24 protein-coding genes are annotated in these 25,655 nt (G+C 73.7%); 15 read left to right on the forward strand and 9 right to left on the reverse strand.

The window, feature by feature from the left end:
* Entirely contained in the window at positions 1–702 is a 702-nt protein-coding gene (locus ACLQ22_RS03780) for a hypothetical protein (RefSeq protein ID WP_425691085.1), read from the reverse strand.
* A 326-nt stretch (positions 703–1,028) separates the two neighbouring features.
* On the opposite strand from ACLQ22_RS03780, the gene ACLQ22_RS03785 reads away from it, so the two are divergent.
* From ACLQ22_RS03785 to ACLQ22_RS03800, 4 genes are read left to right on the forward strand one after another with little or no spacing between them, the layout of a single operon-like run.
* Positions 1,029–1,514 carry a CarD family transcriptional regulator gene (locus tag ACLQ22_RS03785; RefSeq protein ID WP_007073334.1) on the forward strand — a complete coding sequence of 162 codons (486 nt, stop codon included), beginning with the start codon at positions 1,029–1,031 and terminating at the stop codon, positions 1,512–1,514.
* Between the two features lie 56 nt (positions 1,515–1,570).
* On the forward strand, positions 1,571–2,266 hold the full coding sequence (gene ispD / locus ACLQ22_RS03790; protein ID WP_366640176.1) for a 2-C-methyl-D-erythritol 4-phosphate cytidylyltransferase: 696 nt from the start codon (positions 1,571–1,573) through the stop codon (positions 2,264–2,266).
* 16 nt (positions 2,267–2,282) lie between these two features.
* Entirely contained in the window at positions 2,283–2,765 is a 483-nt protein-coding gene (ispF, locus tag ACLQ22_RS03795) for a 2-C-methyl-D-erythritol 2,4-cyclodiphosphate synthase (protein WP_091101607.1), read from the forward strand.
* A gap of 10 nt (positions 2,766–2,775) precedes the next feature.
* Positions 2,776–3,801, forward strand: coding sequence for a tetratricopeptide repeat protein (locus ACLQ22_RS03800; RefSeq protein WP_425691086.1), 1,026 nt, complete (start codon positions 2,776–2,778; stop codon positions 3,799–3,801).
* On the opposite strand, the gene ACLQ22_RS03805 is transcribed toward ACLQ22_RS03800, so the two are convergent.
* Positions 3,798–4,964, reverse strand: a complete 1,167-nt coding sequence (locus ACLQ22_RS03805) for a homogentisate 1,2-dioxygenase (RefSeq protein WP_425691087.1) — start codon at positions 4,962–4,964, stop codon at positions 3,798–3,800. The genes ACLQ22_RS03800 and ACLQ22_RS03805 overlap by 4 nt on opposite strands.
* Positions 4,965–5,059: 95 nt before the next feature.
* Here ACLQ22_RS03805 and ACLQ22_RS03810 point away from each other — a divergent pair, with 95 nt between their 5' ends.
* The 6 genes from ACLQ22_RS03810 to ACLQ22_RS03835 all read left to right on the forward strand — a co-directional run bounded on the left by ACLQ22_RS03810 (position 5,060) and on the right by ACLQ22_RS03835 (position 9,706).
* The gene (locus tag ACLQ22_RS03810; protein ID WP_425691088.1) at positions 5,060–5,932 is read left to right on the forward strand and encodes a hypothetical protein; all 873 of its coding nucleotides are present in this window, start codon (positions 5,060–5,062) and stop codon (positions 5,930–5,932) included.
* Entirely contained in the window at positions 5,929–7,128 is a 1,200-nt protein-coding gene (gene fahA / locus ACLQ22_RS03815) for a fumarylacetoacetase (RefSeq protein ID WP_366640168.1), read from the forward strand. Before ACLQ22_RS03810 ends, fahA begins: the two co-directional genes overlap by 4 nt.
* A gap of 174 nt (positions 7,129–7,302) precedes the next feature.
* Positions 7,303–7,512, forward strand: a complete 210-nt coding sequence (locus tag ACLQ22_RS03820; protein WP_132239904.1) for a DUF397 domain-containing protein — start codon at positions 7,303–7,305, stop codon at positions 7,510–7,512.
* Positions 7,513–7,614: 102 nt separating this feature from the next.
* Positions 7,615–8,088, forward strand: a complete 474-nt coding sequence (locus ACLQ22_RS03825; protein ID WP_121401548.1) for an SRPBCC family protein — start codon at positions 7,615–7,617, stop codon at positions 8,086–8,088.
* A 153-nt stretch (positions 8,089–8,241) separates the two neighbouring features.
* Complete coding sequence (locus ACLQ22_RS03830; RefSeq protein WP_425691089.1) at positions 8,242–9,522, forward strand: PQQ-binding-like beta-propeller repeat protein; 1,281 nt, start codon at positions 8,242–8,244, stop codon at positions 9,520–9,522.
* A 58-nt stretch (positions 9,523–9,580) separates the two neighbouring features.
* Positions 9,581–9,706 carry a hypothetical protein gene (locus tag ACLQ22_RS03835; protein WP_425691090.1) on the forward strand — a complete coding sequence of 42 codons (126 nt, stop codon included), beginning with the start codon at positions 9,581–9,583 and terminating at the stop codon, positions 9,704–9,706.
* A gap of 83 nt (positions 9,707–9,789) precedes the next feature.
* Here ACLQ22_RS03835 and hisC read toward each other — a convergent pair whose 3' ends face one another.
* The 4 genes from hisC to hppD are packed head-to-tail and all read right to left on the reverse strand — an operon-like array spanning position 9,790 to position 13,862.
* Entirely contained in the window at positions 9,790–10,893 is a 1,104-nt protein-coding gene (gene hisC / locus ACLQ22_RS03840) for a histidinol-phosphate transaminase (RefSeq protein WP_121401543.1), read from the reverse strand.
* Positions 10,890–11,897: an RDD family protein gene (locus tag ACLQ22_RS03845; RefSeq protein WP_425691091.1), complete on the reverse strand. Its 1,008-nt coding sequence runs from the start codon at positions 11,895–11,897 to the stop codon at positions 10,890–10,892. The genes hisC and ACLQ22_RS03845 overlap by 4 nt, the downstream gene beginning before the upstream one ends.
* Before the next feature lie 22 nt (positions 11,898–11,919).
* Entirely contained in the window at positions 11,920–12,645 is a 726-nt protein-coding gene (locus ACLQ22_RS03850; RefSeq protein WP_425691092.1) for an RDD family protein, read from the reverse strand.
* An 11-nt stretch (positions 12,646–12,656) separates the two neighbouring features.
* Positions 12,657–13,862, reverse strand: a complete 1,206-nt coding sequence (gene hppD, locus ACLQ22_RS03855; protein ID WP_425691093.1) for a 4-hydroxyphenylpyruvate dioxygenase — start codon at positions 13,860–13,862, stop codon at positions 12,657–12,659.
* A 150-nt stretch (positions 13,863–14,012) separates the two neighbouring features.
* On the opposite strand from hppD, the gene ACLQ22_RS03860 reads away from it, so the two are divergent.
* From ACLQ22_RS03860 to ACLQ22_RS03870, 3 genes are all read left to right on the forward strand, one after another.
* Positions 14,013–14,501 carry an Lrp/AsnC family transcriptional regulator gene (locus ACLQ22_RS03860; protein WP_121401539.1) on the forward strand — a complete coding sequence of 163 codons (489 nt, stop codon included), beginning with the start codon at positions 14,013–14,015 and terminating at the stop codon, positions 14,499–14,501.
* A gap of 106 nt (positions 14,502–14,607) precedes the next feature.
* The gene (locus tag ACLQ22_RS03865) at positions 14,608–16,032 is read left to right on the forward strand and encodes a PQQ-binding-like beta-propeller repeat protein (protein WP_121401538.1); all 1,425 of its coding nucleotides are present in this window, start codon (positions 14,608–14,610) and stop codon (positions 16,030–16,032) included.
* Positions 16,033–16,099: 67 nt separating this feature from the next.
* Positions 16,100–17,767 (forward strand): fumarate hydratase, encoded by a 1,668-nt coding sequence (locus tag ACLQ22_RS03870; protein ID WP_425691094.1) that lies wholly within the window; start codon positions 16,100–16,102, stop codon positions 17,765–17,767.
* Positions 17,768–17,827: 60 nt separating this feature from the next.
* Here ACLQ22_RS03870 and ACLQ22_RS03875 read toward each other — a convergent pair whose 3' ends face one another.
* Complete coding sequence (locus ACLQ22_RS03875; RefSeq protein ID WP_425691095.1) at positions 17,828–19,678, reverse strand: DNRLRE domain-containing protein; 1,851 nt, start codon at positions 19,676–19,678, stop codon at positions 17,828–17,830.
* A gap of 165 nt (positions 19,679–19,843) precedes the next feature.
* Positions 19,844–22,243, reverse strand: a complete 2,400-nt coding sequence (locus tag ACLQ22_RS03880; RefSeq protein WP_425691096.1) for a hypothetical protein — start codon at positions 22,241–22,243, stop codon at positions 19,844–19,846.
* Between the two features lie 153 nt (positions 22,244–22,396).
* Between ACLQ22_RS03880 and ACLQ22_RS03885 the strand changes: the two genes are divergently transcribed.
* Positions 22,397–23,806, forward strand: coding sequence for a class II fumarate hydratase (locus ACLQ22_RS03885; RefSeq protein WP_425691097.1), 1,410 nt, complete (start codon positions 22,397–22,399; stop codon positions 23,804–23,806).
* A 199-nt stretch (positions 23,807–24,005) separates the two neighbouring features.
* On the opposite strand, the gene ACLQ22_RS03890 is transcribed toward ACLQ22_RS03885, so the two are convergent.
* Entirely contained in the window at positions 24,006–24,551 is a 546-nt protein-coding gene (locus ACLQ22_RS03890; RefSeq protein ID WP_425691098.1) for a CGNR zinc finger domain-containing protein, read from the reverse strand.
* Between the two features lie 75 nt (positions 24,552–24,626).
* On the opposite strand from ACLQ22_RS03890, the gene ACLQ22_RS03895 reads away from it, so the two are divergent.
* A complete protein-coding gene (locus ACLQ22_RS03895) occupies positions 24,627–25,592 on the forward strand; it encodes an EamA family transporter (protein ID WP_425691099.1) in 966 nt (321 codons plus the stop codon).
* Positions 25,593–25,655 lie beyond the last annotated feature (63 nt).

Raw genomic sequence — 25,655 nt, forward strand, 5'->3', positions numbered from 1 at the left:
TCAGGCGGCGAGGCGGGTCAGGTCGGCGCGGTAGTCCTCGGCCGAGTGGATCTCGGGGACCACCTTGACGAGGACGCCGGACCGGTCCACCAGCAGCGCGGTGGCGGCGCCGGGGCGGGCCGGCAGGTGCAGGAACGCGCGCAGCCCGCCGGCCGGGTCGGCGAGCGGTCGCACCGTGACCCCGGCGGACGGCGGCGTGGCGCGTACGGACCGGGTGCCGGTGACGGTGACCACCGTCACGCCGGCCGGCGCCAGGGCGGCGGCGGTGGCCACGTCGTCCGGGCAGGGGCAGCCGTCCACCAGGATGATCATCGCCGGCACCAGTCCGCGCAGGGGCACCGGTGACTGGCCCGCGTCGACCAGGTCCAGCGCGGGCAGCGGTCGACCGGCCGACCCGGCCGGCGGCGCGTACGGGGTGGGGGTGGGGGTGGGCTCAGGGGTGGACCGGCCGGACCGGGGCCAGGTGACCGCCGCGAGGCCGGCGAGGGTGGTCAGCACCGCCACCAGCAGCACCAGCAGGGGCAGGGCGAACGCGGACCGGGCCGGCGGCCACGGGACGGGGCGACGGGGCGTGTGACCCAGCTCGCGGCGGATCTGTTCGGCCTCGGCCGCCAGCGCGGAGGCGTCGTCCGGCACGACCACCCGACCCCACTCCGGTGGCAGGTCGGGCAGTCCGGGGCCGTCTGCGTCGGGCTTGCCCATCGGACCCCCAGGACGTCTCGGCGAGCGGACAGCGGCGCTACCTCCAGCGTCCCGCACGGGGCGGGCTGCCGCTACACCTGGGCGCGTACCCGGCCGGCGGGCTACCATGGGAGGAGCGCATAGCCCTTGATCTCGACGTTCGCGTCACTCGTGCCGGGGCGTCATCCGAGCGTTACGGAGCGTGGTCAAACCACCGGTTTGGCGGCCTGTCAAGCTGAAGAAATACCTCTCACAGGGCCCCTGAGCTGCGCCAACGGTCAGGACAGCGGTGAGACATCGGTGCCTGAGCGTGTTACCCTAGACACAGCGAAAGGGGTTTCGAACCTATGGTTTTCAGTGTCGGCGAGACCGTTGTTTACCCCCACCACGGGGCCGCACTCATCGAGGCAATCGAGACTCGGGTGATCAAGGGCGAGCCTAAGCAATACCTCGTCCTGAGGGTCGCACAGGGTGACCTGACGGTCCGGGTGCCCGCCGAGAACGCCGAGATCGTGGGTGTGCGCGAGGTGGTCGGCGAAGAGGGCCTCGGCAAGGTCTTCGACGTGCTCCGTGCACCGCACACCGAGGAGCCGACCAACTGGTCGCGGCGTTACAAGGCGAATCTGGAGAAGCTGGCCTCCGGTAACCCGCTGAAGGTCGCCGAGGTCGTGCGCGACCTGTGGCGCCGGGAGCGGGAGCGGGGTCTCTCCGCGGGTGAGAAGCGCATGCTCGCGAAGGCCCGCGACATTCTCGTCGGCGAGGTCGCGCTGGCCGAGAAGAGCACCAAGGACGAGGCGGAGACGCTGCTCGACAAGGTCCTGACCGAGGCCTAGTCCCCGCAGCATCGTCGTACCCGATTCGTAGCGAACAAACCACCGAGGACCGCGACGTGACCGCGCAGCTCAATCCGTGCGGTGACGTCGCGGTCCTCGTGCCTGCGGCCGGTGCCGGCGTACGGCTCGGCCCCGGCCGGCCAAAGGCGTTGCGCCTGCTCGGCGGGGAGCCCCTGCTGGTGCACGCGGTCCGCCGGCTCGCCGCCGCGCCGTCGGTGCACACCATCGTCGTGGCCGCCCCGGCCGCCGAGGTGGCGGCGGTGCGCGACCTGCTCGCCCCGGTCGCCCCGGTGACCGTGGTGCCCGGCGGCGCCGAGCGGCAGGCGTCGGTGGCCGCCGCCCTCGCGGCGGTGCCCGCCGGCCCGGAGATCGTCCTCGTGCACGACGCCGCCCGGGCGCTGACCCCGCCCGATCTGGTGGAATCCGTCGCGGCGGCCGTCCGCGCCGGGCACGACGCGGTGATCCCGGTGCTCCCCGTCGTCGACACGATCAAGGAGGTCGGCGCCGACGAGGTCGTCCTCGGCACCGTCGACCGCTCCGCCCTGCGGGCCGTGCAGACCCCGCAGGGCTTTCGCCGGGCGGTGCTGACGGCCGCGCACGCCGCCGCCGGTGACCCGCTCACCGACGACGCCGGTCTGGTCGAGAAGCAGGGCGTCCCGGTGTCCTGCGTCCCCGGCTCGGAGTACGCGCTGAAGGTCACCCGCCCGTTCGACCTCGCGCTGGCCGAGCACCTGCTCGCCGGCGGCGCCTGACGCGTACCCTCTTCGCATGATCGTTCCCCGGGTGGCCATCGGCACCGACGTGCACGCCTTCGAGGCGGGCCGGCCGTGCTGGGTGGCCGGCCTGCACTGGCCCGACCAGGACGGCCTGGCCGGGCACTCGGACGCCGACGTGGCCGCGCACGCCGCCTGCAACGCGCTGCTCTCGGCGGCCGGCCTCGGGGACCTGGGCGCCAACTTCGGCGTGGGCCAGCCCGAGTGGGCCGGCGCGTCGGGCGTCGCCCTGCTCACCGAGAGCGCCCGCCGGGTGCGGGCCGCCGGCTTCGCGATCGGCAACGTGTCCGTGCAGGTGATCGGCAACCGGCCCAAGATCGGCCCGCGCCGCGAGGAGGCCCAGCGGGTGCTCTCCGAGGCGGTCGGCGCACCGGTGACCGTCTCCGCGGCCACCACCGACGGCCTCGGCTTCCCCGGGCGGGGCGAGGGGCTCACCGGCATCGCGGTGGCCCTGGTGTACGAGGCTCCGGCCGCCTAGGCTCGCCGCGATGTCCAGCGACGCCACCTCCGACCGCTCCGCCGCCGACGGCTACCTCCAACGCGCCCAGCTCCTCGCCGAGCTGGGCCGCTACGACGAGGCCGCCGCCGAGGTCTCCTACGCCGTCGCCCTGGATCCGGCCGACGCAGGGGCGCTGACCATGCTGTCCCGGGTGCACCTCGCGGCCGGCCGGCCGACGGAGGCGCTCACCGCCGCCGACGCCGCGGTCGCCGCCGCCCCGGAGAGCGTTCCGGCGCTGGTCGCCCGCGCGCTCACCCTCGGCGATCTCGAGGAGTACGCCGAGGCGGCCCGCACCGCCGACCGGATCCTGGCGCTGGGTCCCGACGACGCGTACGCCCAGAGCAGCGCGGCGGCGATCCTGGCCGGCTCGCGCAACGGGCAGCCGGCGCTGAACGCGGCCTGGCGCGGGGTGGAGCTGACGCCCGAGAATCCCCAGGCGCACCTGGTGCTCGGGCTGGTGGCGGCGAACATGCAGATGTTCGACCTGGCCGAGCGCGCCTACCGGGAGGCGCTGCGGCTGGACCCGCAGCTCGCCGAGGCCCGGCACGACATCGGGGTGCTGCGGCTGGAGCAGCGGCGCTGGAGCGAGGCGCTGGAACACCTCGCCGAGGCCGCCGCGATGAGCCCCGGGCGGGTCGACTCCGGCCGGACCATCTCGGTGGGCCTGCGCCAGCTCGTGGTCTACGGCGCGGGCTGGACGATGATCACCGCCGTGCTGATCGCCTGCATGGCGCCGGGCAGCGCGGGGCTGTCCCGGGTCGCGGCGGCGTTCGCGGCGCTCGGCGGGGCCCTGGTGGTCTGGCGCTTCGCCGCCCGGCTGCCCGGCCTGTCCCGGACCATCCTGCCGAGCCTGCTCCGCTCCGACCGCACGCTGGCGCTGGCCGTCTACGCGGCGGCCGCCGCCCCGGCGCTGATCCTGCTCTACGCCCTGGTCGGCACCCCGTGGCCGCTGGCCCTCGCCATCGTCGCCGCGGTCGCCGCCGAACTCGCCGTGCTGTCCCGCACCACGGTCTAGGGGCGGCGGGCCCAGGTCCAGGCGTAGCCGTCGTCCTCGCAGGCGGTCGCGGCGTCGCAGAGGTCCAGCGGCCGGAACGTGTCGACCATGACGGCCAGCTCGTCGAAGAAGTCGGCGCCGATGGAGCGCTCGGCCGCGCCCGGCTGCGGACCGTGGGTGAACCCGGACGGGTGCAGCGAGATCGAGCCCTGCTCGATGCCGGAGCCGCGCCGGGCCTCGTAGTTGCCGCCGGTGTAGAAGAGCATCTCGTCGGAGTCGACGTTGTGGTGGTTGTACGGCACCGGGATCGCGTCCGGGTGGTAGTCGACCTTGCGGGGCACGAACGAGCAGATCACGAAGTTGGGGCCCTGGAAGGTCTGGTGCACCGGCGGCGGCTGGTGGATCCGGCCGGTGATCGGCTCGAAGTCGTGGATGGAGAACGCCCACGGGTACATGTGCCCGTCCCAGCCGACCACGTCGAACGGGTGGTGGGCGTAGACGTAGCGGGTCCAGCCGCGCCGGTGCCGGACGAGCACCTCCACGTCCTCGCCGTCGACCAGCAGCGGCGCGTCCGGCCCCCGGACGTCGCGCTCGCAGTAGGGCGAGTGCTCCAGGAACTGGCCACGCACCGAGAGGTAGCGCTTGGGCGGGCCGATGTGCCCCGCCGCCTCGACGGCGAGCAGCCGGGTCGGCGCGTCGCCGGTGGGCACCAGCCGGTGGATGGTCGAGGTGGGGATGACGACGTAGTCGCCGGGCACCGCGTCGAGCACGCCGAAGGTCGACTCGACCCGCAGGGTGCCCGACTCCACGTACAGGCAGTGGTCGCCGGTGGCGTCCCGGAACAGCGGGGACGGCCGGTCCGCCAGCACGTACGCGATGCGCACGTCGTCGTTGGCGAGCAGGTACCGCCGGCCGAGCACCGGGTCGGCGCCGGCGCCGTCGAGCTTGTGGGTGCGCAGGTGCCGGGGCTTGAGTGGAAGGTTCGGCACCCGGGTGAACGTCGGCGGAGCGAACTCCTCGGCCGCCACGATCGCGGTCGGCGCGTGCCGGTGGTAGAGCAGGGACGAGTCGGAGGAGAAGCCCTCCTGGCCCATCAGCTCCTCGGCGTAGAGGCTGCCGTCGGGCTGGCGGAACTGGGTGTGGCGCTTGCGCGGCACCTCGCCGACGCTGCGGTAGTACGGCATCTCGCCTCCCGGTTCGTCCCGTTCACCGATCCAATGGCGTCCGATAATCGGACGCTGTTGTCCGTTCCTTGTAGCGTCCCGTACATTCTTGTCTCGTGTCAACGCAGGTGCCCGCGCTTCTCGACGGCCTCGTCGACGACGCCGCCGTCTTCCCGCCCGGCAGCGCGCCGCTGCCCGACGCCGTCGCCGCGCACCGGCGGCACCGCACCTCCTGGTACGCCGACCTGGTCGGCCCGCTCCTGGCCCCCGCCACGAGGCTGCCCGAGCTGGCGGGCCTGCTCGGCGCCGACGAGCGGATCGCGGTCGGTGTGATCGGCGACGTGCCCCTCGACCGGCTCGACGAGGTGCGGAGCACGGCCGACCCGCGCATCCGCGTACGCCAGGTGGAGGCGGCGGTGGCCCGGCGCGGCGAGGACCCGCTGCCCGGCCTGACCGAGCTGGTGGCGCTGGCCCGCCGGGCCGGTGCCGGCCCGGCCGCCCTCGACGCCGTCTACGCCGAGCTGCCCCTCACGTTCGGGCTGATGGGGGCGCTGGACGCGCTCGCCGCCGCCCGCGCCGAGGGGGTGCCGATCGCCGCGAAGTTCCGCACCGGCGGGCTGGCCGCCGAGCTGTTCCCGACCCCGGCGGAGCTGGCCGCCGTGATCTGCGCCTGTCGGGACCGGGGCCTGCCGTTCAAGCTGACCGCCGGGTTGCACCAGGCGGTCCGGCACCTCGACCCGGAGACCGGCTTCACCCACCACGGCTTCGTCAACGTGCTGGCGGCGACGCTGGCGGCCGCCGGGGGCGCCACCGTGGAGCGGGTCGCCGAGGTGCTCACCGCGACCGACCCGCGCCCGCTGGTGCAGTACGCCGAGGCCGGGCTGGACGGCCCGCGCCCGCTGTGGATCGGCTTCGGCTCGTGCAGCATCCTGGAACCACTGACCGATCTGATCCGGCTGGGGCTGGTGAACGGGGGCTTCGACGCATGACGTGGGTGACTGGTGCCGACGGTTCGCCGTACGGGGTGACCAACCTGCCGTACGGGGTGTTCCGCCGCGCGGAGGGCGCGCCGCGCGTCGGCGTACGCATCGGCGACTTCGTGCTCGACCTGGCCGGCGCGGAGGAGGCCGGCCTGGTGCTGGCGGCCGGGACGCTGGGTCGGCCCACCCTCAACGACTTCATGGCCCTCGGTCGTCCGCAGTGGACGGCCGTCCGGCAGCGGGTGACCGAGCTGCTCACCGACGCCGCCCACCGGGCGGCGGTGGAGCCGCTGCTGGTGCCGCTGGCCGAGGTGCGGATGCAGCTGCCCTTCGAGGTCGCCGACTACGTCGACTTCTACTCCTCCGAGCACCACGCGTCCAACGTGGGCCAGATCTTCCGCCCCGGCCAGCCGCCGCTGCTGCCCAACTGGAAGCACCTGCCGATCGGCTACCACGGCCGGGCCGGCACGGTGGTCGTCTCCGGCACCCCGGTGGTGCGGCCGAGCGGGCAGCGGGCCACCCCGCAGGGCCCGGTCACCGGCCCGTCCGTACGCCTCGACATCGAGGCCGAGGTCGGCTTCGTGGTCGGCGTGCCCAGCCCGCTGGGCGGCCGGGTGCCGACCGAGGACTTCGCCGATCACGTCTTCGGCGTCGTGCTGGTCAACGACTGGTCGGCCCGCGACATCCAGGCCTGGGAGTACCAGCCCCTCGGCCCGTTCCTGGGCAAGTCCTTCGCCACCTCGGTCGCGGCCTGGGTGACCCCGCTGGACGCGCTGGGCGACGCCTTCGTCCCCGCCCCCGACCAGGACCCGCCGGTCGCCGACTACCTGCGCGACGTGCCGCACGTCGGGCTGGACCTGCGCCTGTCGGTGGAGTGGAACGGCGAGCGGGTCAGCGAGCCGCCGTTCGCCACCATGTACTGGACGCCGGCCCAGCAGTTGGCCCACCTCACGGTCAACGGCGCCTCGCTGCGCACGGGCGACCTCTACGCCTCGGGCACCGTCTCCGGGCCGGAACGGGGACAGGTCGGCTCGTTCCTGGAACTCACCTGGGGCGGGACCGAGCCGGTGAAGTTCGCCGGGGGCGAGACCCGCACGTTCCTGGAGGACGGCGACACGGTGACGATCACCGCCACCGCGCCCGGCCCGGACGGCACCACGATCGCCCTGGGCGAGGTGACCGGGAAGGTCCTCGCCGCCCGCTGACCCACCTTCCGATCATCGACGGTCCCCGGTCGCACAGTTGGTGCGACCGGGGACCGTCGCTTGCGCGTTGATCGTCGCGGATTCCGTGCCATGCCGCGCCGGGCCGGACCGGACGCCCCTTCCGGTCCCGGCCCGGCCGCCGGTTGGCGTACCGACGACAGGAAGGTGACGACGATGAACGATCTCCCGGGCGCGGTCTGGCGTACCAGCAGCCGCTCCAACGACCAGGGCCTCTGCGTGGAGGTGGCGGACAACCTGGTCGACGCCCTCGGCGTGGTGGGCGTACGCGACTCCAAGGACCAGGCGGGCCCCACGCTGGCGGTCAGCCCGCCGGGGTGGGCGGCCTTCGTCGGCGCGATCCGGGCCGGCCAGTTCGGTCGCTGACGGGTCGACCGCTCCGGATCGGGGCTCCCGGCGGTGGAAAATCCGCTCCGGGGGCCCCGATCCGCGCTCACCCGGCGTACCGTCGAGGCCACGGGAGGTGGCATGTCGACGGTGGCGGTCACGGAGTTCGTGGAGGCGCACGACGTCGACCTCTGGCGGCTGCTGACCGACCTGACCACCCGCACCCGGCGCTTCACCGGGCCGGTGGAGGTGCTCACCCCCGGCCGGTTCGGTCCGGGCACCGTGTGGCGGGAGACCCGTTCCCAGCCCGACGGCACCGCGCTGGTCGAGGAGTTCGTCGTCATCGAGGCCGAGCCGCCCCGACGGCTGGTGCTCGGCTCGCGGGGCGCCGGCGTGGACTACCGGATCACCTGGACGCTGCGCCCGGTCGAGCGGCGTCGCCGGGGCTGCACCGCCGTCACGGTCGAGCAGGAGGCGGTGCCGACCGCCCCGTACGGCCGGGTGGTCGCGCTGCTGCTCGGCGGGCTGGCGGCCCGGGCGGTCGAGCGCGCGCTGCGGCAGGATCTCGCCGACCTGGCCGCCGCGGCGGCCGCCAACGCGACCGAGGCGGCCTGAGGCGCACGCGGGGCGGCCTGGGACGAGTGCACGGGCAATGCGGCGCGCCGCGTGCGTGGCCCGGCAGGGGCCGCCGCCGGCACGCCCGTCCGCCGGTGACCTGACAGGGCCCTGACCGGCTCCGCTGGGTAGGGTGCCGGGCGGAGGTGCGGCATGGGGTTCCCGAACGGCCGGCGGCGGATCGCGGTGGCGGTCGCGGCGCTGCTCGGCACCGTCGCCGTCGCGACGACGGTCTACCGGGTGCTCGCCCCCGCCGAGGTCGTCACGCCCGCCCGCGCCGGGTATCCGCCGGCCGTGTCCCCCTCCGCCGGTGTGATCGGCCGGCTCCCCGTCGCCCCGCTCGTCGTGGACGGCCGGCTGCGGGTCTACGCGGCCCACCGCCAGGTCTACGCCGACCGCCCGGTCGACGGCCGGCACCGGACCACCCCGTACTGGTCGTACCGTCGCTGGCCGGCGGCGCTCGACGGGGTCGTGGCGAGCGGAACGACTGTGGTCACCCGCTGGTCGGACGGGCGGCTGGTGGCGCTGGACGCGCGGACGGGCCGGGTCGCCTGGCGGGCGGACGGGCCGGCGCCGGCCGGGGAGCGGATGGTCCGGCGCACCGGCGCGGCGACGGTCTGGGATCCCCGAGGGCTTCTCGTGGCCCGGGCGTCCGACGGCCGGCAGGCGGTGGTGGCGGCCGGGGCGGAGCGGATGAGTGCCGTGGATCTGGCCGACGGCCGCGAACTGTGGCAGTCCCACGTCACCGTCACGGTGCCACCGGGCGACACGGTCGCCGGGTGCCGGGACGCGCTCGGCACGACCGCGTCGGGGCACCTGATCATCGTCGACTCCTGCGCGGGGCCGGCGGTGGTGGAGTTCCGCGACACCGCGACCGGGGCGGTCGGGCTGCGCTGGCGCCCGCCGGCCGCCGGCGATGAGCTGGTGGCGACGCCGGTGGGCTGCGGCACCGGCCGGACGGGGTGCACCGGGTTGCGGACGGCGAGGCCGGGCGACGACGCGGGCCGGGGCTGGCTGCTCGGCGCCGGTGAGCCGGTCGCCGCCCCGGCCCTGGACCGGCCGGACGCCGAACTCGTCGGCGGGACGGCCGTGGCGGTCGTGGACGGGGTGGCGGTCGGCCGCTCGGCGCGTACGGGCGCGGAGTTGTGGCGGCGTCCCGACCTGCCGCAGGCGCGGCTGCTCGCCGTCCAGCCCGACCGGGTGCACCTGCTGACGGAGACGAACGACCTCGTGACGCTGGACCCGGCGACGGGGGCGCAGCGGTCCTTCTTCGCGCTCAACGTGGGCTCGGACGGGATCGGCTGGGCGCCCGGCGCGGCGTACGCGGCCGGCGGGTTCGTGGCCGTGGAGCGGCTCCGCAAGCCGGTCGACCCGACGGCGGACGACCAGCGGTACTACCTGACCTCGGAGCCGTTGGTCTTCGCCGCGACGTGAAACGCCGACTGGGCCCGGGTGCTCGACAAAACGGACATAAGTTACTTACAGTCCCTTTGTGCGTCTCCTGGCTGCCCTGTTGGGCGCGATCCTCATCCTCGTCACCGCGTCGCCGGCCGACGCCGCGCCGACCGACCCGGTGGGCGCCGTCCACCGCGGCGCCAATACCCGTTCCGCCGCCTGAGAGCGCGGCTCCGGGCCGGTGGCGGTCGCCGGAGACTGCCGGTCCGGTCCGCGAGGGGATGGCGGACCGGACCGGCACCTGCCTCAGGCCAGCGCGGCCTCCGCCGCCGCCAGGAAGGCGTCGTTCTCGGCCGGGGTGCCGATGGTGACCCGGACCCCGTCGCCAGGGAACGGCCGGACGATCACGCCCCGCGCCTCGCACGCCTTGCCGAAGTCCACGGCCCGGTCGCCCAGCGGCAGCCAGACGAAGTTCGCCTGACTGTCCGGCACGTCGGCGACGAGCTTGCGCAGGGCCTCCGTCACGCGGTCGCGCTCGGCCACCACGAGGGCGCACCGCCGCCGCACCTCGTCCTCCTGCGCCAGCGCGGCGAGCGCGCCCGCCTGCGCGGCCATGTTGCTGGAGAACGGCGTCACGACCTTGCGCACGGCCGCCGCCACCGTCGGGTGGGCGACCAGGAAGCCGATCCGCAGGCCGGCCAGGCCCCAGGCCTTGGAGAGCGTGCGCAGCACGGCCACGTTCGGCCGGTCGAGGTAGGTGAGGCCGTCCGGCACCTCCGGGTCGGTGACGAACTCGCGGTACGCCTCGTCGATCACGACCAGCACGTCCTCGCCGACCGTGTCCAGGAACCGGTCCAGTTCCGCCCGGCGCACCGACGTTCCGGTGGGGTTGTTCGGGTTGCAGACCACGATCAGCCGGGTCCGGTCGGTGACCGCCGCCGCCATCGCCGCCAGGTCGTGCCCGTGCCCGGCGTCGTTGGGCACCCGCACGCTTGTCGCACCGCTGGTCGCCGCGATGATCGGGTACGCCTCGAAGGAGCGCCACGCGTAGAGGAACTCGTCGCCGGGCAGGCAGGTGGCCCGGACGAGGTGCTCGGCCAGCGCCACCGACCCGCAGCCGGTGGCGATCCGGTCGACGTCCACGCCGTACCGCTCGGACAGCGCCTCGCGCAGCGCGAGCGCGCCCATGTCCGGGTAGCGGTGCACTCCGGCGACGGCCTGGGCGACGGCCTCCACCACGCCGGGCACCGGCCCGTACGGCACCTCGTTGCTGGCCAGCTTGATCGCCTCGGGGAGGCCCAGCTCGCGGGCCAGGTCGGCCGGGCTGCGGCCGGGCACGTAGTTGGGCAGCGCGTCCAGGTCGGGGCGGGTCAGCCGCAGCGCCGGCTGGTGACGTCCAGGGTCGGTCATGGGGTGTCTCCCGAGGGGTCGGTGCGGTCGTCGGGGGTGCGCTCGCCCGTGGTGGTGGGTTCGCGCGTGGTGGTGCGGTCGTCCGGCGTGGCGCGCTCGCCCGTGGTGGTGCGGTTGCCGCGGGGAAGCTGGACCACCACGGTCTGCGCCCGCTTGTCGTGCAGCGCCTGACGCAGGGGGTGGTCGAAGAGCGGGGAGAGCGCGTCGACGAGCTGGAGCAGCAGGCCGAGGCCGCAGCAGTACCAGAGCAGGGTGGGCAGGCCGAGGGTGTTCCACCGGCGCAGCGCCCGGCCGAAGCCGAGCGGCTCGTTCGCGCTCATCGGCACCACCTTGACGCCGACCAGCCGCTTGCCGAACGTCTGCCCGCCCGAGGCCGTCGTCGGCACCTCGTACGCGAGCCAGAGCGCCGTGGCGATCAGCAGGATGACGACCTGGAGGCCGCCGGCCTGCTCGCTGGGCTGCGGCAGGTTGTCGGTGGAGCTGTCGCCCGCCATCGCCCGCCGGAACACCTCCCGCCAGTACGGCGTGACCTCCTCGACCAGCCGCCAGACGAACCAGCCGTTCACCACGGCGTTCAGCGCGAAGACGATCGTGAAATCGATCAGCCGGGCGACCAGCCGGGCGCCGAACCCGGCCAGCGGGAGCCCGTGCGGGCGCGGCTCCGGCGGTCGTCCGGGCCAGCCGCCGGGTGGCCAGCCGGGCGGCGGAGCGCCGCCGGGCGGCGGGCCCTGCGGTTGGCCGTGCCCCTGCGGCGGCTGCCAGGGATAGGGCTGGCCCGGCTGCGGCTGCCCCGGCTGGGGTGGCCCGCCCGCGGGGGCGCCCGGCGCGGGGACCGGGGCCGCAGGCGACGTCGGGGCGGGCGCGGGTGGCGGCTCGGCCGGCGGCGGCCCCTCGGGCGGGGTGGCGTCGACGGGGATCGGCGCGCCGATCCAGCCCTCGCCGTCCCAGTAGCGTCGGGTCTCCGGATCGGCCGGGTCGACGTACCACCCCGGTCCGACACTCATGGCCTGGCCTCGCTGCGCTCGCTCACGCAGACACCTTAACGACGACGGTGCCGGCGAACTTGTCGTGGAGGCACTGCTGCCAGGGCTTGTCCCACAGCTGCCAGAGCCCGTCGAGGTAGCTGAGGCCGGGCAGGAAAGCGGCGGCCAGGTACTGCACGGCGTACCGCCTGCCGGCCATCCGCCGGTCGAGCGTGGCGGCCGGGTCGAGCGGCACGATCCGCAGCTTCATCATCCGCTTGCCGAACGTCTGCCCGGTGCGCTTCATGTACTCCACGTGGTAGAGCCAGTAGAGCCCGAGCATCACCACCACCAGGCCCAGTTCGAGCAGCAGGATCGGCAGCATGAAGTCGGTCAGGAACGACGCGGGGTCGGGCTCGGCGAGAGTGCCGTCCGGGTTGGTCCGGGTCAGGTCGTCCATCATGTTCCAGAACAGGATCAGGAACGGCGGCAGGAAGAGGACCATCGCCACCGCCGTGCTCACCGCGCCGTCGATCAGCGCGGCGAGCAGCCGGTCGCCGAAGCTGGCGAGCGGCCGGCCGCCCGGTCCGAGCGCCGGGGCCGGGCGGGGCGGCCCGGCCCAGCCCGGGGGCGGCGGCGTCCAGCCCGGGGGCGGGACCTGGCCGGGCGGGGCGTGCTGCGGCGGCACCGCGTACCCCTGACTGGCGGGACCGGAGGGCGGCGCGAAGCCGCCGGCGGCGGGCGGGGGCCCACCGGCCGGCGGCGTCGGGTACGTCGGAGGCTGCGTCACGCTCGTCAGTGTTACAGGTTGCCGCGCGCTTCCTGCTCCCGCTCGATGGCCTCGAAGAGCGCCCTGAAGTTGCCCTTGCCGAAGCCGAGCGAGCCGTGCCGCTCGATCAGCTCGAAGAAGACCGTCGGGCGGTCCTGCACCGGCTTGGTGAAGATCTGGAGCAGGTAGCCGTCCTCGTCCCGGTCGACCAGGATCTTGCGGGCCTTCAGCTCCTCGATCGGCACCCGCACCTGGCCGATCCGGGCGCGCAGCTCCGGGTCGTCGTAGTACGAGTCGGGGGTGTCGAGGAACTCGACGCCGGCGGCGCGCATCGCGTCGACGCTGGCCAGGATGTCGTTGGTGGCCACGGCGATGTGCTGGGCGCCCGGGCCCTGGTAGAACTCCAGGTACTCGTCGATCTGCGACTTCTTGCGGGCGATCGCCGGCTCGTTGAGCGGGAACTTCACCTTGCGGGTGCCGTTCGCGACGACCTTGCTCATCAGCGCCGAGTAGTCGGTGGCGATGTCGTCGCCGATGAACTCGGCCATGTTCGAGAAGCCCATGACGCGCTTGTAGAACTCGACCCACTCGTCCATCCGGCCGAGCTCGACGTTGCCGACCACGTGGTCGACGGCCTGGAAGAACCGCTTCGGCTGGAGGCCGGCGTCGATCATCGGCTGCCGGTCCACGATCGGCTTGCGGGCCACGAACCCGGGCAGGAACGGGCCGGTGTAGCGGGACCGGTCGACCAGGGTGTGCCGGGTGTCGCCGTACGCCGCGATGGCGGCCAGCCGTACGGTGCCGTGCTCGTCGCTGACGTCGTGCGGTTCGAGCAGGCCGGTGGCGCCCTGCGCGGTGGCGTGCGCGTACGCGGCGTCGACGTCCGGCACCTCCAGCGCGATGTCGGAGACACCGTCGCTGTGCCTCGCGACGTGCTCGGCGCCCTCGGCGTCCGGGCGGACCGCGCCGGTCAGCACGAACCGGGCCGAGCCGCTGGTCAGCACGTACTGGGCGTGGTCCCGGTAGCCCTGCTCGGGGCCCCGGTACGCCACGCAGGTCATGCCGAACGCGGTGGAGTAGTAGTGCGCGGCCTGCTTGGCGTTGCCCACCAGGAAGTGCACGTGGTCGAGGCCCTTGACCGGGAACGGGTCGCGGCTGATGTCGTGGTCCACGGCGCCGACGAGCACGTCGACGTCGACGTCGTCGGTCGCCTGGGGTCGGTCGATCGCCTGGGTCATCGCGGTCTCCCTCAAGTTCCGGTCGGCCCCGTGGCCGCCGCCGTTGGTCGTGTGCCGGGTTCCTGTGGCGAGGATCGCGGTGGAGTGCCGTACTGGGCAACTGTCGCGCCAACGCCTGGTCAGGTTGCGCATTAAGTAGGGTGATACACCATGAGTGCTGGTCAAGGTGTACAGCTCGATGCCCTCGACGCGCGGTTGATCGAACTGCTCGCCGAGGAGCCGCGCATCGGGGTGCTGGAGTGCTCCCGACGTCTCGGGGTCGCCCGGGGCACGGTGCAGGCCCGGCTGGACAAGCTCGTCGAGCGGCGCGTCATCTCGGGGTTCGGGCCGGAGATCACCCCGGCGGCGATCGGGTTCGGGGTCACCAGCTTCGTCACCCTGGAGATCAGCCAGCGGCACGGGCACGACAAGGTCGCCGCGCACCTGGCCGCGATCCCGGAGGTGCTGGAGGCGCACACCATCACCGGTTCCAGCGACCTGCTCTGCCGGATCGTGGCCCGCTCGAACACCGACCTCCAGCGGGTGATCGACCAGATCGTCTCGTACGAGGGCATCCGCCGCGCCTCGACGATCATCGCCCTGGCCGAGCAGATCCCCTACCGCACCCTCCCCCTGATCCGCTCCGCCGCCCAGCGCTGAGCAGCGGGCCGGAGCCCCTCCCGTACGCCCTCGGGCACGCGAGAAAGGGCGGCGACACGGCGGCGCGGGAGAGCGGCGGCGCTGCGGTCGTCGCTACCGTGTGCGTGTGGCGAAGGCGGGCGGCCTCGGGGGGTGGCGTGGCGGGCTGCTGCTCGCGCTCGTCGTGGTCGTCGCGCTCGCCGCCACCGGAGTGTGGAACCCGTTCCCCGGGGTGTGGGAGTGGGTCGACCGCAGCGAGCCGATCTCCGAGCCGGACGTGGTCTGGCAGCAGCGCGTCGGCGGCACCCCGCGCAGCGTGACCATCGCCGGCGACACCGTGGTGGTCGAGCAGCGCACCCGCGTGGAGGCGCGCAGCCTGGCCACCGGCGCCCAGCTGTGGGAGCGCAAGGCCGACTGGGCCGCGGTGGCCGGCGGCGACCGGGACCCGGTCGTCGTCGTGGGCAAGCTGCTGGTCAAGGGGTACGAGGTGCTGGACCCGACGACCGGCGCCACGCGGCGGCGCAACGGCGACGCGGTGGCCGTCTGGACGTACCGCAACATGCTGCTCGACGCCCGCTGCGTCGAGGCCACCGACTGCACGGTGAGCGCCTGGGACGCGCGCGGCACCGCCCCGCTCTGGACGGCCTTCGTGCCCGGGGTGCGCAGCGGGCTGCTCGGCGACAACCCGGGGCTGCTCGACACCCGCCGGCTCGACGCCGTTCGGATCGACGACGAGGTGGCCGGCCCGGAGCCCGTGCCGCCGCTGCTCGGCTTCCCCATCGACGGCCGGGTGCACGTCCTCGACACCGCCACCGGGCGGGTGCTCCAGGACGTCGAGCCCGGCCGCGACGAGCGGCTGTCGGTGGTCGGTGGCCGGCTGCTGCGGATCACCGCCCGCTCCCAGGACGGCACCTGCTACTTCGCCATCTCCGGCCGCGACCCGGCGACCGGCCAGGAGACGTGGCGGCGGGCCGGGATCAACCTGCGGACCGCCGACAACGCCGGCTGCGTGCAGCGGGAGGACCCGCACGGCGCGCGCAACGTGCTGATCGGGGTGGCCCCCGACGCCCGCGAGGCGGTCCTCGACGGCTACGACGGGCGGCTGCTGCTGGTGACCTCCGCCGGGGAGAAGCTGCTCGCGGTCGACGACCGGTACGCCCTGGTCCGGTCGGCCGACAAGCGCGCGGTGGTCGGCCGGGAGCTGGGCGCCGGGCGGGTCCGGTGGACCCGCCCGACCGGGGCGAAGGCCGGCGCGGCACTCACCCCGTACGCGGCCGTGATCGCCGACGAGAAGCCGTCCCGGCTGGTGGCGCTGGACCCGCGTACCGGGCGGGAACTGGCGAGCCTGCGCACCTCCGCGAACGCCCTCGCCGTCGGCCCGAGGGGCATGGTCATCGGCGAGGGGCGGGAGATCGGCTACGTCCGCTTCGGCGGGGTGCCGGGCGCCCCCGCCCCGCCGCGCGACGGCGGCGTACCCGGTCCCGGCGGCACGGCGGGCGTCCCCGGGCCGGAGGACAGCTGCGGCCCGAAGCGGGAGCTCTGCCCCGGGTGAGAGCGTCGTCCCAGGACCCACCCGGCGGGTGGGACTGATCGACTCTTCTGCCCTAGGCTTTCCGCTCATGAGCAGTGCCGCCGCGTTCTCGTACGCTCCCTTGCTGCCGACCGGCCCCGACCAGACGGAATACCGCCTGGTCACCGACGAGGGCGTCGACGTCGTCAACGGGCCGGGGGGTCGCCGGTTCCTCACCGTGGAGCCGACCGCGCTCACCGCGCTGACCGCCGAGGCGATGCACGACATCGCGCACTACCTGCGCCCCGCGCACCTGGCCCAGCTGCGGTCGATCATCGACGATCCGGCGGCCTCGCCGAACGACCGGTTCGTCGCGCTCGACCTGCTGCGCAACGCCAACATCGCGGCCGGCGGCGTGCTGCCGATGTGCCAGGACACCGGCACCGCGATCGTGATGGGCAAGCGCGGCCGGCACGTGCTCACCGACGGCAGCGACGCCGAAGCCGTCTCGCGCGGCGTCTACCAGGCCTACACCCGGCTCAACCTGCGCTACTCGCAGCTCGCCCCGCTGACCATGTGGGAGGAGCGCAACACCGGCAGCAACCTGCCGGCCCAGGTCGAGCTCTACGCGGAGGACCCGGACGGGCAGCCCGACGCGTACAAGTTCCTCTTCATGGCCAAGGGCGGCGGCTCGGCCAACAAGTCGTACCTCTACCAGGAGACCAAGGCGCTGCTGAACCCCACGCGGATGATGCAGTTCCTGGAGGAGAAGCTGCGGCTGATCGGCACCGCCGCCTGCCCGCCGTACCACCTCGCCGTCGTCATCGGCGGCACCTCCGCCGAGTACGCCCTGAAGACCGCCAAGTACGCCAGCGCCAAGTACCTCGACGCGCTGCCCACGTCCGGTTCGATGAGCGCGCACGGCTTCCGCGATCTGGAGCTGGAGGCGGAGGTGCTGGAGCTGACCCGCAACTTCGGCATCGGCGCGCAGTTCGGCGGGCGCTACTTCTGCCACGACGTGCGGGTGGTCCGGCTGCCCCGGCACGGCGCGTCCTGCCCGGTGGCGATCGCCGTCTCCTGCTCGGCCGACCGGCAGGCGGTCGCCAAGATCACCCCGTCGGGCGTGTGGCTGGAGCGGCTCGAGACCGACCCGGCGCGCTACCTGCCCGACGTCACCGACGAGACGCTCGACGCGTCCGAGGTGGTCCGCGTCGACCTCAACCGGCCGATGGACGAGATCCGCGCGGAGCTGTCGAAGTACCCGGTGAAGACCCGGCTGTCGCTGACCGGCCCGCTCGTGGTGGCCCGCGACATCGCGCACGCCAAGATCGCGGAGCGGCTGGACGCCGGTGAGCCGATGCCGCAGTACCTGCGCGACCACGCGGTCTACTACGCCGGCCCGGCCAAGACGCCGGAGGGCTACGCGTCCGGCTCGTTCGGCCCGACCACCGCCGGCCGGATGGACGCGTACGTGGAGAAGTTCCAGGCCGCGGGCGGCTCGCAGGTCATGCTCGCCAAGGGCAACCGCTCCGCCCAGGTCACCCGCTCCTGCCAGCAGCACGGCGGCTTCTACCTCGGCTCGATCGGTGGCCCGGCCGCCCGGCTCGCCCAGGACTGCATCAAGCACGTCGAGGTCCTGGAATACCCGGAGCTGGGCATGGAGGCGGTCTGGAAGATCCAGGTGGAGGACTTCCCGGCCTTCATCGTGGTCGACGACAAGGGCAACGACTTCTTCGCCGAGGTCACCAAGCCGGTGCTGACGGTCGGTCGGCGCTGATCCACGCGTACGCGAAGGGGCGCCGGGCGGTGGCCCGGCGCCCCTCGTCGTTGCCCTACGTCAGCTGGCCCGGCTGGCGTAGAAGGTGCCGCTGAAGGTCTCCGACACGATGCCGTCGGCGGTCCGCGTGTGGACGGTGACCCGGTGGATCCCGGCGGTCGTCGGGGTGTACCCCACCGACGCCGACCCGTCTGCGCCCGCCGCGACCGTCTGCGCCGGACGGCCGTCGAAGGAGTAGACGAACTCCGTCACCCCGGGCATGCCGGCCTGGAGGACGAACGTCCCCGGCGTGCCGGCGACCGCCCCCTGGATCTTGTTGATCGGGTACTCGACGGAGCTGACCGTGGGCTTGGTCGCCAGGTGGAACCGGTAGCTGCCCTCGCCGGACGGCAGGTCACCGGCCGTGCGACTGCGGACGTACACGGTGTTGTAGCCCGGCTTCGTCGGCGTGACCGTGACGGTGGCCGTGCCGTCAGCGGCCGCCGGGACGGTCTGCTCCGGCCCGTCGTCGAGCCGGTACGTGTACTCGACGACGCCCTCCATCCGGGGCGCGAACGTCAGGGTGCGCGGCTGGCCGTACCCGGCCGTCGGGTTGGCGTCGGTGATGGTCGGGCTGGTGGTGCGCACCCGGAACACGTAGCTCGTGGGCGTGGAGCGGTTGCCCGCGAGGTCCACCGCCTCGACGGTGAGCGTCCTCGGCCCGTCCCGGTCGGGGGTGAGGGCGACGGTCGCCGAGCCGCCCGGGACGTCGGCCGCCACGTCGGTCGCCGGCTGCCCGAACACGGTGTAGCGGAATCGCACCGTGTCGGTGTCGCCGCCGGCGGAGAAGGTGAACCGGCCCGGGATGCCGGGACCGCCGTACCAGCCGTCGTCGGCCGGGTAGTCCGTGGAACTGACCGTCGGCTGGGCGGGGCTGGTGGTGTCGACGGCGAACCGGCACTCCGCCGACCAGGCGGAGGTGGCGTGCTGGTCGGCCGCGCGGACCGCGAAGGCGTAGCTGCCGCCGTCGACCATCGCGCCGGCCGGCACCGTGTACTGGAAGCGGCGCGGCGCGGAGAACGTCCCCGAGGTCCACTCCGTCCGCTCGTCGGGCCGGTCGACCGGCCACCACGCGAAGGTCGCCGTCACCTGCTCAACGAGGCCGGACCCGCTCGCGTCCGGGTCGGTGACCTCGGCGGTGAGGGTCGGCGTGGCGGTGTCGACGACGTGGTCGCCGGCGCAGTCCCGCCCGGCGACGGTGAGGGCGCCCGGCACGTCGGGCGCGGCGTTCGCGGTCAGCGAGATGCCCGGCGTCCGCAGCCGCCGACCGTGGTGCTTGTTCTCCTCGTGGTCCCCGGGGACCCGGATCATCAGGGTGAGCGAGTCCCGCCCGGAGTCGACCGCCTGCTGCACGGTCCGCGTGAGCGGCAGTTCGAGGTGGGCCGCCGGGCAGGGGGCGGTGGGACCGAGGTCGCCGACCTTCTCCCGTACGGTCGGCGCGTCGTCCCAGGTCGGCGCGGTCGCCGGCGAATCGGTGCGCCACAGCTCCAGCTCGCGCGGCCGGTCGCAGTCCACTACCGCCGACTCCCCGGTGCGCAGCGTGGCGTCGATGATCTCCTTGCCCCGGTAGGGCGTCAGGTCGAACGTGAGGTAGGCCCTGGTCGTGTGCTTGACCCCGGCGGTCTCCAGGGTGCCGACCGGGACGTCCGCCTCGGTGGTGGTGGTGAAGGCCGCGCCCTGCTGCCGCGCGTCCGTGTAGCTCACGCTCGTCGGCGGGACCCAGTGGGCCGGTGCGGCGACGGCGGGCTGGGCGGTGACGGCGACCGCCCCGGTGGCGGTGAGTAGTGCGGTGAGCCCGGTGGTGAGGAACCGGCGCGGAGCGCGCCGACGGCGTACGGCGGGCACGCCGGTGGAACCCCGTTCTTCGTGCAAGGTGGAAGACCCTCCGATGGAGTGTGAATACTTCCACGATCTTAAGTGCCTGGTCCCGGTGCCGGCGCCCGACTTTCGACCGACCCCGTGCGCCGGTCGGTCCCTGCCGCGTACGCGAAGGGGGCGCCGGGCGTGCTGCCCGGCACCCCCTCGACGTTCCCGTGGTCAGCTCCAGTCGATCCAGAAGCCGTAGTACACCTCGCCGGAGACCACCCCGGCCGCCGTCCGGCTCCGGACGGTGATGTTGTGGCTGTACGGCGAGTCCGCCGTCCACGTCACCCGGGCCGTGCCGTCCGCGCCGACCGCGACGGTGCGTTCCGGGCCGCTGTCGATGGAGTAGACGAACTCGGTGCTGCCGGCCAGCTGGCTGGTGAAGACGAACTCGCCGGTCTGGCCGACCACCACCCCGCCCTGGTGGCCGAACACGTCCGAGGCGACCAGCGGGCTCTTCGGGTCGACCCGGAACGAGTAGTACTGGGCGTCCGTGACGATCCCGCCGGCCGTCCTGGCCCGCACCACGAGCTGGGTCCAGCCGCCGTACTCGGTGTTGAAGGTCTGCGGAGTCCAATGGATGGTGGCGGTGCCGTCGGCGCCGGCCTCGACCGTCCGCTCCGGCTCGTTCGCGAACTGGTACACGTACGAGGTGACGCCGCTCGTGCCGGCGTGCGGCGTAAACGTGAACGCGCCCGGGGCCCCGGGCCCGCCGCCGGTCAGGTTCCGCGGGTACACCTCCGAATTCACCTCGGGGGCGACGGAGGCCGCGTGGAACGAGTAGTAGGTGGATTCCGACTGCACCCCGGCACTGGTCCGGCTGAACACCTCGAGGGTCTGATTGGACACGTCGCGCGGGGTGTAGTTGATCGTCACGCTGCCGTCCGGGCCGGCCGCCACGGTCTGCGGGTCGCCGCCGTCGAAGCTGTAGACGTACTCGACGACGTCGTCCATCGCCGGCCGGAACACGAAGGTCCCCTCGGTGCCCGCCGGCGTACCGGGCCACCCGTTGTCCGGCCAGTTCGGGGAGCTGACGAAGGGTGAGGTCCGGACGTGGAAGGCGTACTGCGCGTCGCCGGAGGGCACGCCGCCGCTGGTGCGGCTCTGCACCCGCAGCGTGTTCTGGATCTCGGTCGGGATCACCGTCACCGTGGCGACGCCGGCGGCGTCGGCCGCGACGGTGCGCTCCTCGCCGTTGAACCACCACACGTACTCGGTCACGTCCGCCATCACCGGAGAGAAGGTGATCTCCCGCGGCTGGCCCAGCCGACCCTCCGGGTTGCCGTCGGTGACCCGGGGCGCGGTGTCCCGGACCCAGAACTGGTAGTCGACCGTGGCGGACCGGTTGCCGGTCCGGTCCACGCTGTACACCTCGATCCGGTGCGGACCGGAACGCTTCGGGGTGTAGGTGAAGGTGGCGCCGCCGCCGAGCCCGTCGGCGGCGACCTGCCCGTATCCGTCGTAACCCCAGTACTGGTAGCGGACGACGTCGTCGGAGCCGTTGGCGCCCAGGGTGAACCGGCCCGGGACGTTCGGCCCGCCGACGGACTGTTCCGGGTAGCGCGGGAAGTCCGTCGAGACGACCGTCGGCTCCGCCGGCTTGCGGGTGTCGACCGTGAACCGGCACTCCGGCGACCAGGCCGAGGTGTCCCCGTACTGGTCGGTCGCGCGGACGGCGAAGGCGTAGCGCCCGCCGTCGGCCAGCTGCCCCTGCGGCACGACGTACCGGAACCGGGCGGGCGCGTACATCGAGCTGGGCCACGTGAACTCGGTCCGCTCGGTGGGCCGGTCCACCGGCCACCAGGCGAAGGTCGCCGTCACCTGGTCGCTGCCGCCGGTCTCGTTGACGTCCGGGTCGGTCAGCTCAGCCTGGAGCTCGGGCGTGGTGGTGCCGACGAACGTGGCGTCCGTGCAGGCGACGCCGCTGACGCTCAGCTTGCCGGGCGCGTCCGGAGTGGCGTTGTGCTCCAGCGAGAGGCCGAGGTTGGTGATCCGCCGCCCGTAGTGGAGGGACTCCTCCGCGTCGCCGACCCGGATCATGAGGGTCAGGGTGTCCTGCTGCCCGTTGACCGCGGTGGCGACGGTCTCGGTGATCAGCCTGGAGAGGTAGCTCCAGGGGCAGGGCGCGTCCGGCAGGCTCAGATCGGCGATCTTCGCCCGGGCGGTGGGCGCGTTCTTCCACGTCGGCGGGGTGGCCGGAGTGTCGGTCCGCCACAGTTCCAGCTGTCGCGGCTTGTCGCAGTTGTTGACCGTCTTCTCGCCGGTGATGGCGCGGGCGCTGATGATGCGCTGCCCGTGGTACCGGGTCAGGTCGAAGGTGAAGTACGCCCGGGAGGTGTGGTTGCCGCCCTCGGCGTCGTTCCAGGTGCCGACCGGCACGGTGCCGTCGGTGGAGGGGAAGGTGCCGGTGGGTCGCTCGGCGTCCGTGACGGCGACGCTGGTGGGACGGAGGAAGGTGAGGCCGGCCGAGGCGGGCTGTGCGGTGACGGCCAGCGCGCCGGTGGCGGCGAGCAGGGTGGCGAGGCCGGTGGCCAGGAGTCGGCGCGGAACGCGCCGGTGGCGTGCGACGGGCACGCCGGCGGAACCCCCGTTGTTGTGCAAGTTGGAGCCCTCCATCGAAGAGGCAGAATTTTCGCGAGTTTAAATCAATCAGTTGATGCCAAGCGCCAGACTTTCGGCCGAGCTGGAGTCGGCGATCATCTGCGAGTCCCTCGTCGAGGCGGCAGGATGGTACGCGTGACGACTCCAGAGGCGACGGGCTACCGGATCGAACGCGACTCGATGGGCGAGGTGGAGGTGCCCGCCGAGGCGCTGTGGCGGGCGCAGACCCAGCGCGCGGTGCAGAACTTCCCGATCTCCGGCCGGGGCATCGAGCCGGCCCAGATCCGGGCGCTGGCCCAGATCAAGGGGGCGGCGGCCGAGGTCAACGGCGAGCTGGGCGTGATCGACGCGAACGTGGCGGCGGCGATCGCCGCCGCCGCCGCGCACGTGGCCGACGGCGGCTACGACGACCAGTTCCCGATCGACGTGTTCCAGACCGGTTCCGGCACGTCGTCGAACATGAACACCAACGAGGTCATCGCGACGCTGGCGAGCCGGGAACTGGGCCGGGACGTGCACCCGAACGACGACGTGAACGCGTCGCAGTCCAGCAACGACGTCTTCCCGTCCTCGATCCACCTGGCCGCCACCGAGGCGGTCGCGCGGGACCTGTTGCCCGCGCTGACCCACCTGGCGGAGGCCCTGGAGGGCAAGGCGGCGGAGTTCGAGACCGTGGTGAAGGCCGGGCGTACCCACCTGATGGACGCCACCCCGGTGACCCTCGGGCAGGAGTTCGGCGGGTACGCCGCCCAGGTCCGCTACGGCATCGAGCGGCTGGAGGGGGCGCTGCCCCGGCTGGCCGAGCTGCCGCTGGGCGGCACGGCGGTGGGCACCGGCATCAACACCCCGCTCGGCTTCGCCGCGAAGGTCATCGAGAAGCTGCGTGGCTCGACCGGGCTGCCGCTGACCGAGGCGCGCAACCACTTCGAGGCGCAGGGCGCCCGGGACGCGCTGGTGGAGACCTCCGGGCAGCTGCGTACGGTCGCCGTCGGTCTCTACAAGATCGCCAACGACATCCGCTGGATGGGTTCGGGCCCCCGCGCCGGCCTGCGCGAGCTGCGCATCCCCGACCTCCAGCCCGGCTCGTCGATCATGCCGGGCAAGGTGAACCCGGTGGTCGCCGAGGCGGTGCGGCAGGTCTGCGCCCAGGTGATCGGCAACGACGCCGCCGTCGGGTTCGCCGGCTCCCAGGGCGACTTCGAGCTGAACGTCATGCTCCCCGTGATGGGTCGCAACCTGCTGGAGTCGGTCCGCCTGCTCGCCGCGTCGAGCCGGCTCTTTGCCGACCGCCTGGTGGTCGGCCTGGTCGCGGACGCCGAGGTCTGCCTGGCGTACGCCGAGGGCTCGCCGTCGATCGTCACCCCGCTCAACCGTCACCTCGGGTACGACGAGGCCGCCTCGATCGCCAAGGAGGCGCTGGCCAAGCAGGTCTCGATCCGTGAGGTGGTCGTCTCCCGGGGGCACGTCGACTCGGGCAAGCTGACCGAGACCCAGCTCGACGAGGCGCTCGACCTGCTCCGGATGACCCACCCCTGACCCCGCGCCGGTGCCGCCGGCCGGTCCGGCCCGGTGGGCTCGGCACGTCGGCGGCGTTCCGGGAGGCGATGCCGGCGGGGCTGGTCGAGGCGAGCCGGCGGCCACCGTGATGCCCAGTGGGCCACGCTGCCGCGAGCCTTTGGAACTGGCCGGGGCAGCCGGTGCCGGGCCGTGTCGCTGACGGTTCCCCACCTTCGGTTCAGCGCCCGTCGGCGGCCTTGCGGGCGCGGTAGGCGGTGACGGCGGCGCGGTTGCCGCAGCCCGCGTCACAGAACCGGCGGGAGCGGTTCTTCGACAGGTCGACGAGCACGTTCTCGCAGTCCGGGTGGTCGCAGATCCGCAGCCGGCGCAGCTCCCCGGTGCGTACGAGATCCGCCAGCGCCATCGCGGCCTCGACGGCCATCCTGGTCGCCAGCGGCGCGTCGCGCGGCACGGCGTGGATGTGGTACGGCTCGTCGTCGTGCGTGATGAGCTGCGGCAGCGCGGCGTTCTCGCGCAGCAGCCCGTTGACGATGGCGACGATCCCCTCGGTGTCGGCGTACCAGACGTGGCGCAGCCGGGGTCGCAGGTCGCGTACGGCCCGCAGTTCGCTCTCGGTGTGCTCGTGCCGCCCGCTGTAGGCGTGGGCGACGAAGAACGCGTCCAGGGCGGCGACGTCGGGCAGGCCCTCACCGGCGCGGCCGTCGGTGTTGACCAGCGCGGCCATGGCAGTCAGGGAGCATTCCGTGTCATGGGTGAATAGCAACTTGACTCCTGTCGGGGTGGCCGCATAGCGTCACGAGCATAGTGGCATTTTACTCATGACAGTGGGAGTGGATCGATGCGTCAACCACCCGCCGCCGGGCTCGGTCTCGGCCTCGCCCTGCTCTCCGCCGTCACCTTCGCCACGTCCGGCACGTTCGCCCGGTCCCTCATCGACGCCGGCTGGTCGGCCGAAGCGGCCGTGGCCGCCCGGGTCGGCATCGCCGCGCTGGTCGTGGCGGTCCCGGCCGTGCTGTCCCTGCGCGGCAAATGGGACGTGCTGCGCCGCAACCTCGCCGCGATCGGCGTGTTCGGGCTGCTCGGGGTCGCCACGGCCCAGGTCTGCTTTTTCAACGCGGTCCGCTACCTGCCGGTCGGCGTCGCGCTGCTGCTGGAGTACCTCGGCATCGTCCTGGTGGTGGGCTGGATGTGGCTGGTCCACGGGCAGCGTCCCCGCCGGCTGACCGTCGCCGGCTCGGTGGCGGCCCTCGCCGGCCTGTTCTTCGTCCTGGACCTGACCGGCGCCGGCCGCCTCGACCCGGTGGGCGTGCTCTGGGGGCTCGGGGCGGCGGTCGGCCTCGCCGGCTACTTCGTGCTCGCGGGACGGGTCGACGAGGAGCTTCCGTCGGTGGCCATGGCCAGCGGCGGCATGGCCGTCGGGGCCGCCGTCCTGCTGCTGCTCGGCGCGGTCGGCGCGCTGCCGCTGCGCGTGTCCCTCGGCGAGGTCACCTTCGCCGGGCAGCGCACCAGCTGGCTGGTGCCGGTGGTCGGCCTGTCGCTGGTCGCCGCCGTCGTCGCGTACCTCGCCGGGATCGCCGGCACCCGGATCCTCGGCGCCCGGCTGTCGTCGTTCGTCGGGCTGACCGAGGTGATGTTCGCCGTGCTGATCGCCTGGCTGGTGCTGGGCGAACTGCCCACCGTGGTGCAGTTGCTCGGCGGCGCCCTGATCGTCGCCGGCGTCGCGCTGGTACGTGTCGACGAGCTGCGTGCTCCCCGTGCCGGGGACCGCCCGGAGCCGCGCGCCACCGAGCCCGCCCTGCCGTGACGGCCTGAACGGTGCGGCCTGCCGCCCGCGCTGCGGATGAAAGCGAGATTCCCGCCATAGCCG

Source organism: Micromonospora sp. DT178 (assembly GCF_049841695.1).
Classification (GTDB): Bacteria; Actinomycetota; Actinomycetes; order Mycobacteriales; family Micromonosporaceae; genus Micromonospora.

Coding starts and splice junctions, on each gene's coding strand:
- ACLQ22_RS03780 (WP_425691085.1), bottom strand. CDS start 702: ATGGGCAAGCCCGACGCAGACGGCCCCGGACTGCCCGACCTGCCACCG.
- ACLQ22_RS03785 (WP_007073334.1), top strand. CDS start 1,029: ATGGTTTTCAGTGTCGGCGAGACCGTTGTTTACCCCCACCACGGGGCC.
- ispF (WP_091101607.1), top strand. CDS start 2,283: ATGATCGTTCCCCGGGTGGCCATCGGCACCGACGTGCACGCCTTCGAG.
- ACLQ22_RS03800 (WP_425691086.1), top strand. CDS start 2,776: ATGTCCAGCGACGCCACCTCCGACCGCTCCGCCGCCGACGGCTACCTC.
- ACLQ22_RS03805 (WP_425691087.1), bottom strand. CDS start 4,964: ATGCCGTACTACCGCAGCGTCGGCGAGGTGCCGCGCAAGCGCCACACC.
- fahA (WP_366640168.1), top strand. CDS start 5,929: ATGACGTGGGTGACTGGTGCCGACGGTTCGCCGTACGGGGTGACCAAC.
- ACLQ22_RS03820 (WP_132239904.1), top strand. CDS start 7,303: ATGAACGATCTCCCGGGCGCGGTCTGGCGTACCAGCAGCCGCTCCAAC.
- ACLQ22_RS03825 (WP_121401548.1), top strand. CDS start 7,615: ATGTCGACGGTGGCGGTCACGGAGTTCGTGGAGGCGCACGACGTCGAC.
- ACLQ22_RS03830 (WP_425691089.1), top strand. CDS start 8,242: ATGGGGTTCCCGAACGGCCGGCGGCGGATCGCGGTGGCGGTCGCGGCG.
- hisC (WP_121401543.1), bottom strand. CDS start 10,893: ATGACCGACCCTGGACGTCACCAGCCGGCGCTGCGGCTGACCCGCCCC.
- ACLQ22_RS03845 (WP_425691091.1), bottom strand. CDS start 11,897: ATGAGTGTCGGACCGGGGTGGTACGTCGACCCGGCCGATCCGGAGACC.
- hppD (WP_425691093.1), bottom strand. CDS start 13,862: ATGACCCAGGCGATCGACCGACCCCAGGCGACCGACGACGTCGACGTC.
- ACLQ22_RS03860 (WP_121401539.1), top strand. CDS start 14,013: ATGAGTGCTGGTCAAGGTGTACAGCTCGATGCCCTCGACGCGCGGTTG.
- ACLQ22_RS03870 (WP_425691094.1), top strand. CDS start 16,100: ATGAGCAGTGCCGCCGCGTTCTCGTACGCTCCCTTGCTGCCGACCGGC.
- ACLQ22_RS03885 (WP_425691097.1), top strand. CDS start 22,397: ATGGTACGCGTGACGACTCCAGAGGCGACGGGCTACCGGATCGAACGC.
- ACLQ22_RS03895 (WP_425691099.1), top strand. CDS start 24,627: ATGCGTCAACCACCCGCCGCCGGGCTCGGTCTCGGCCTCGCCCTGCTC.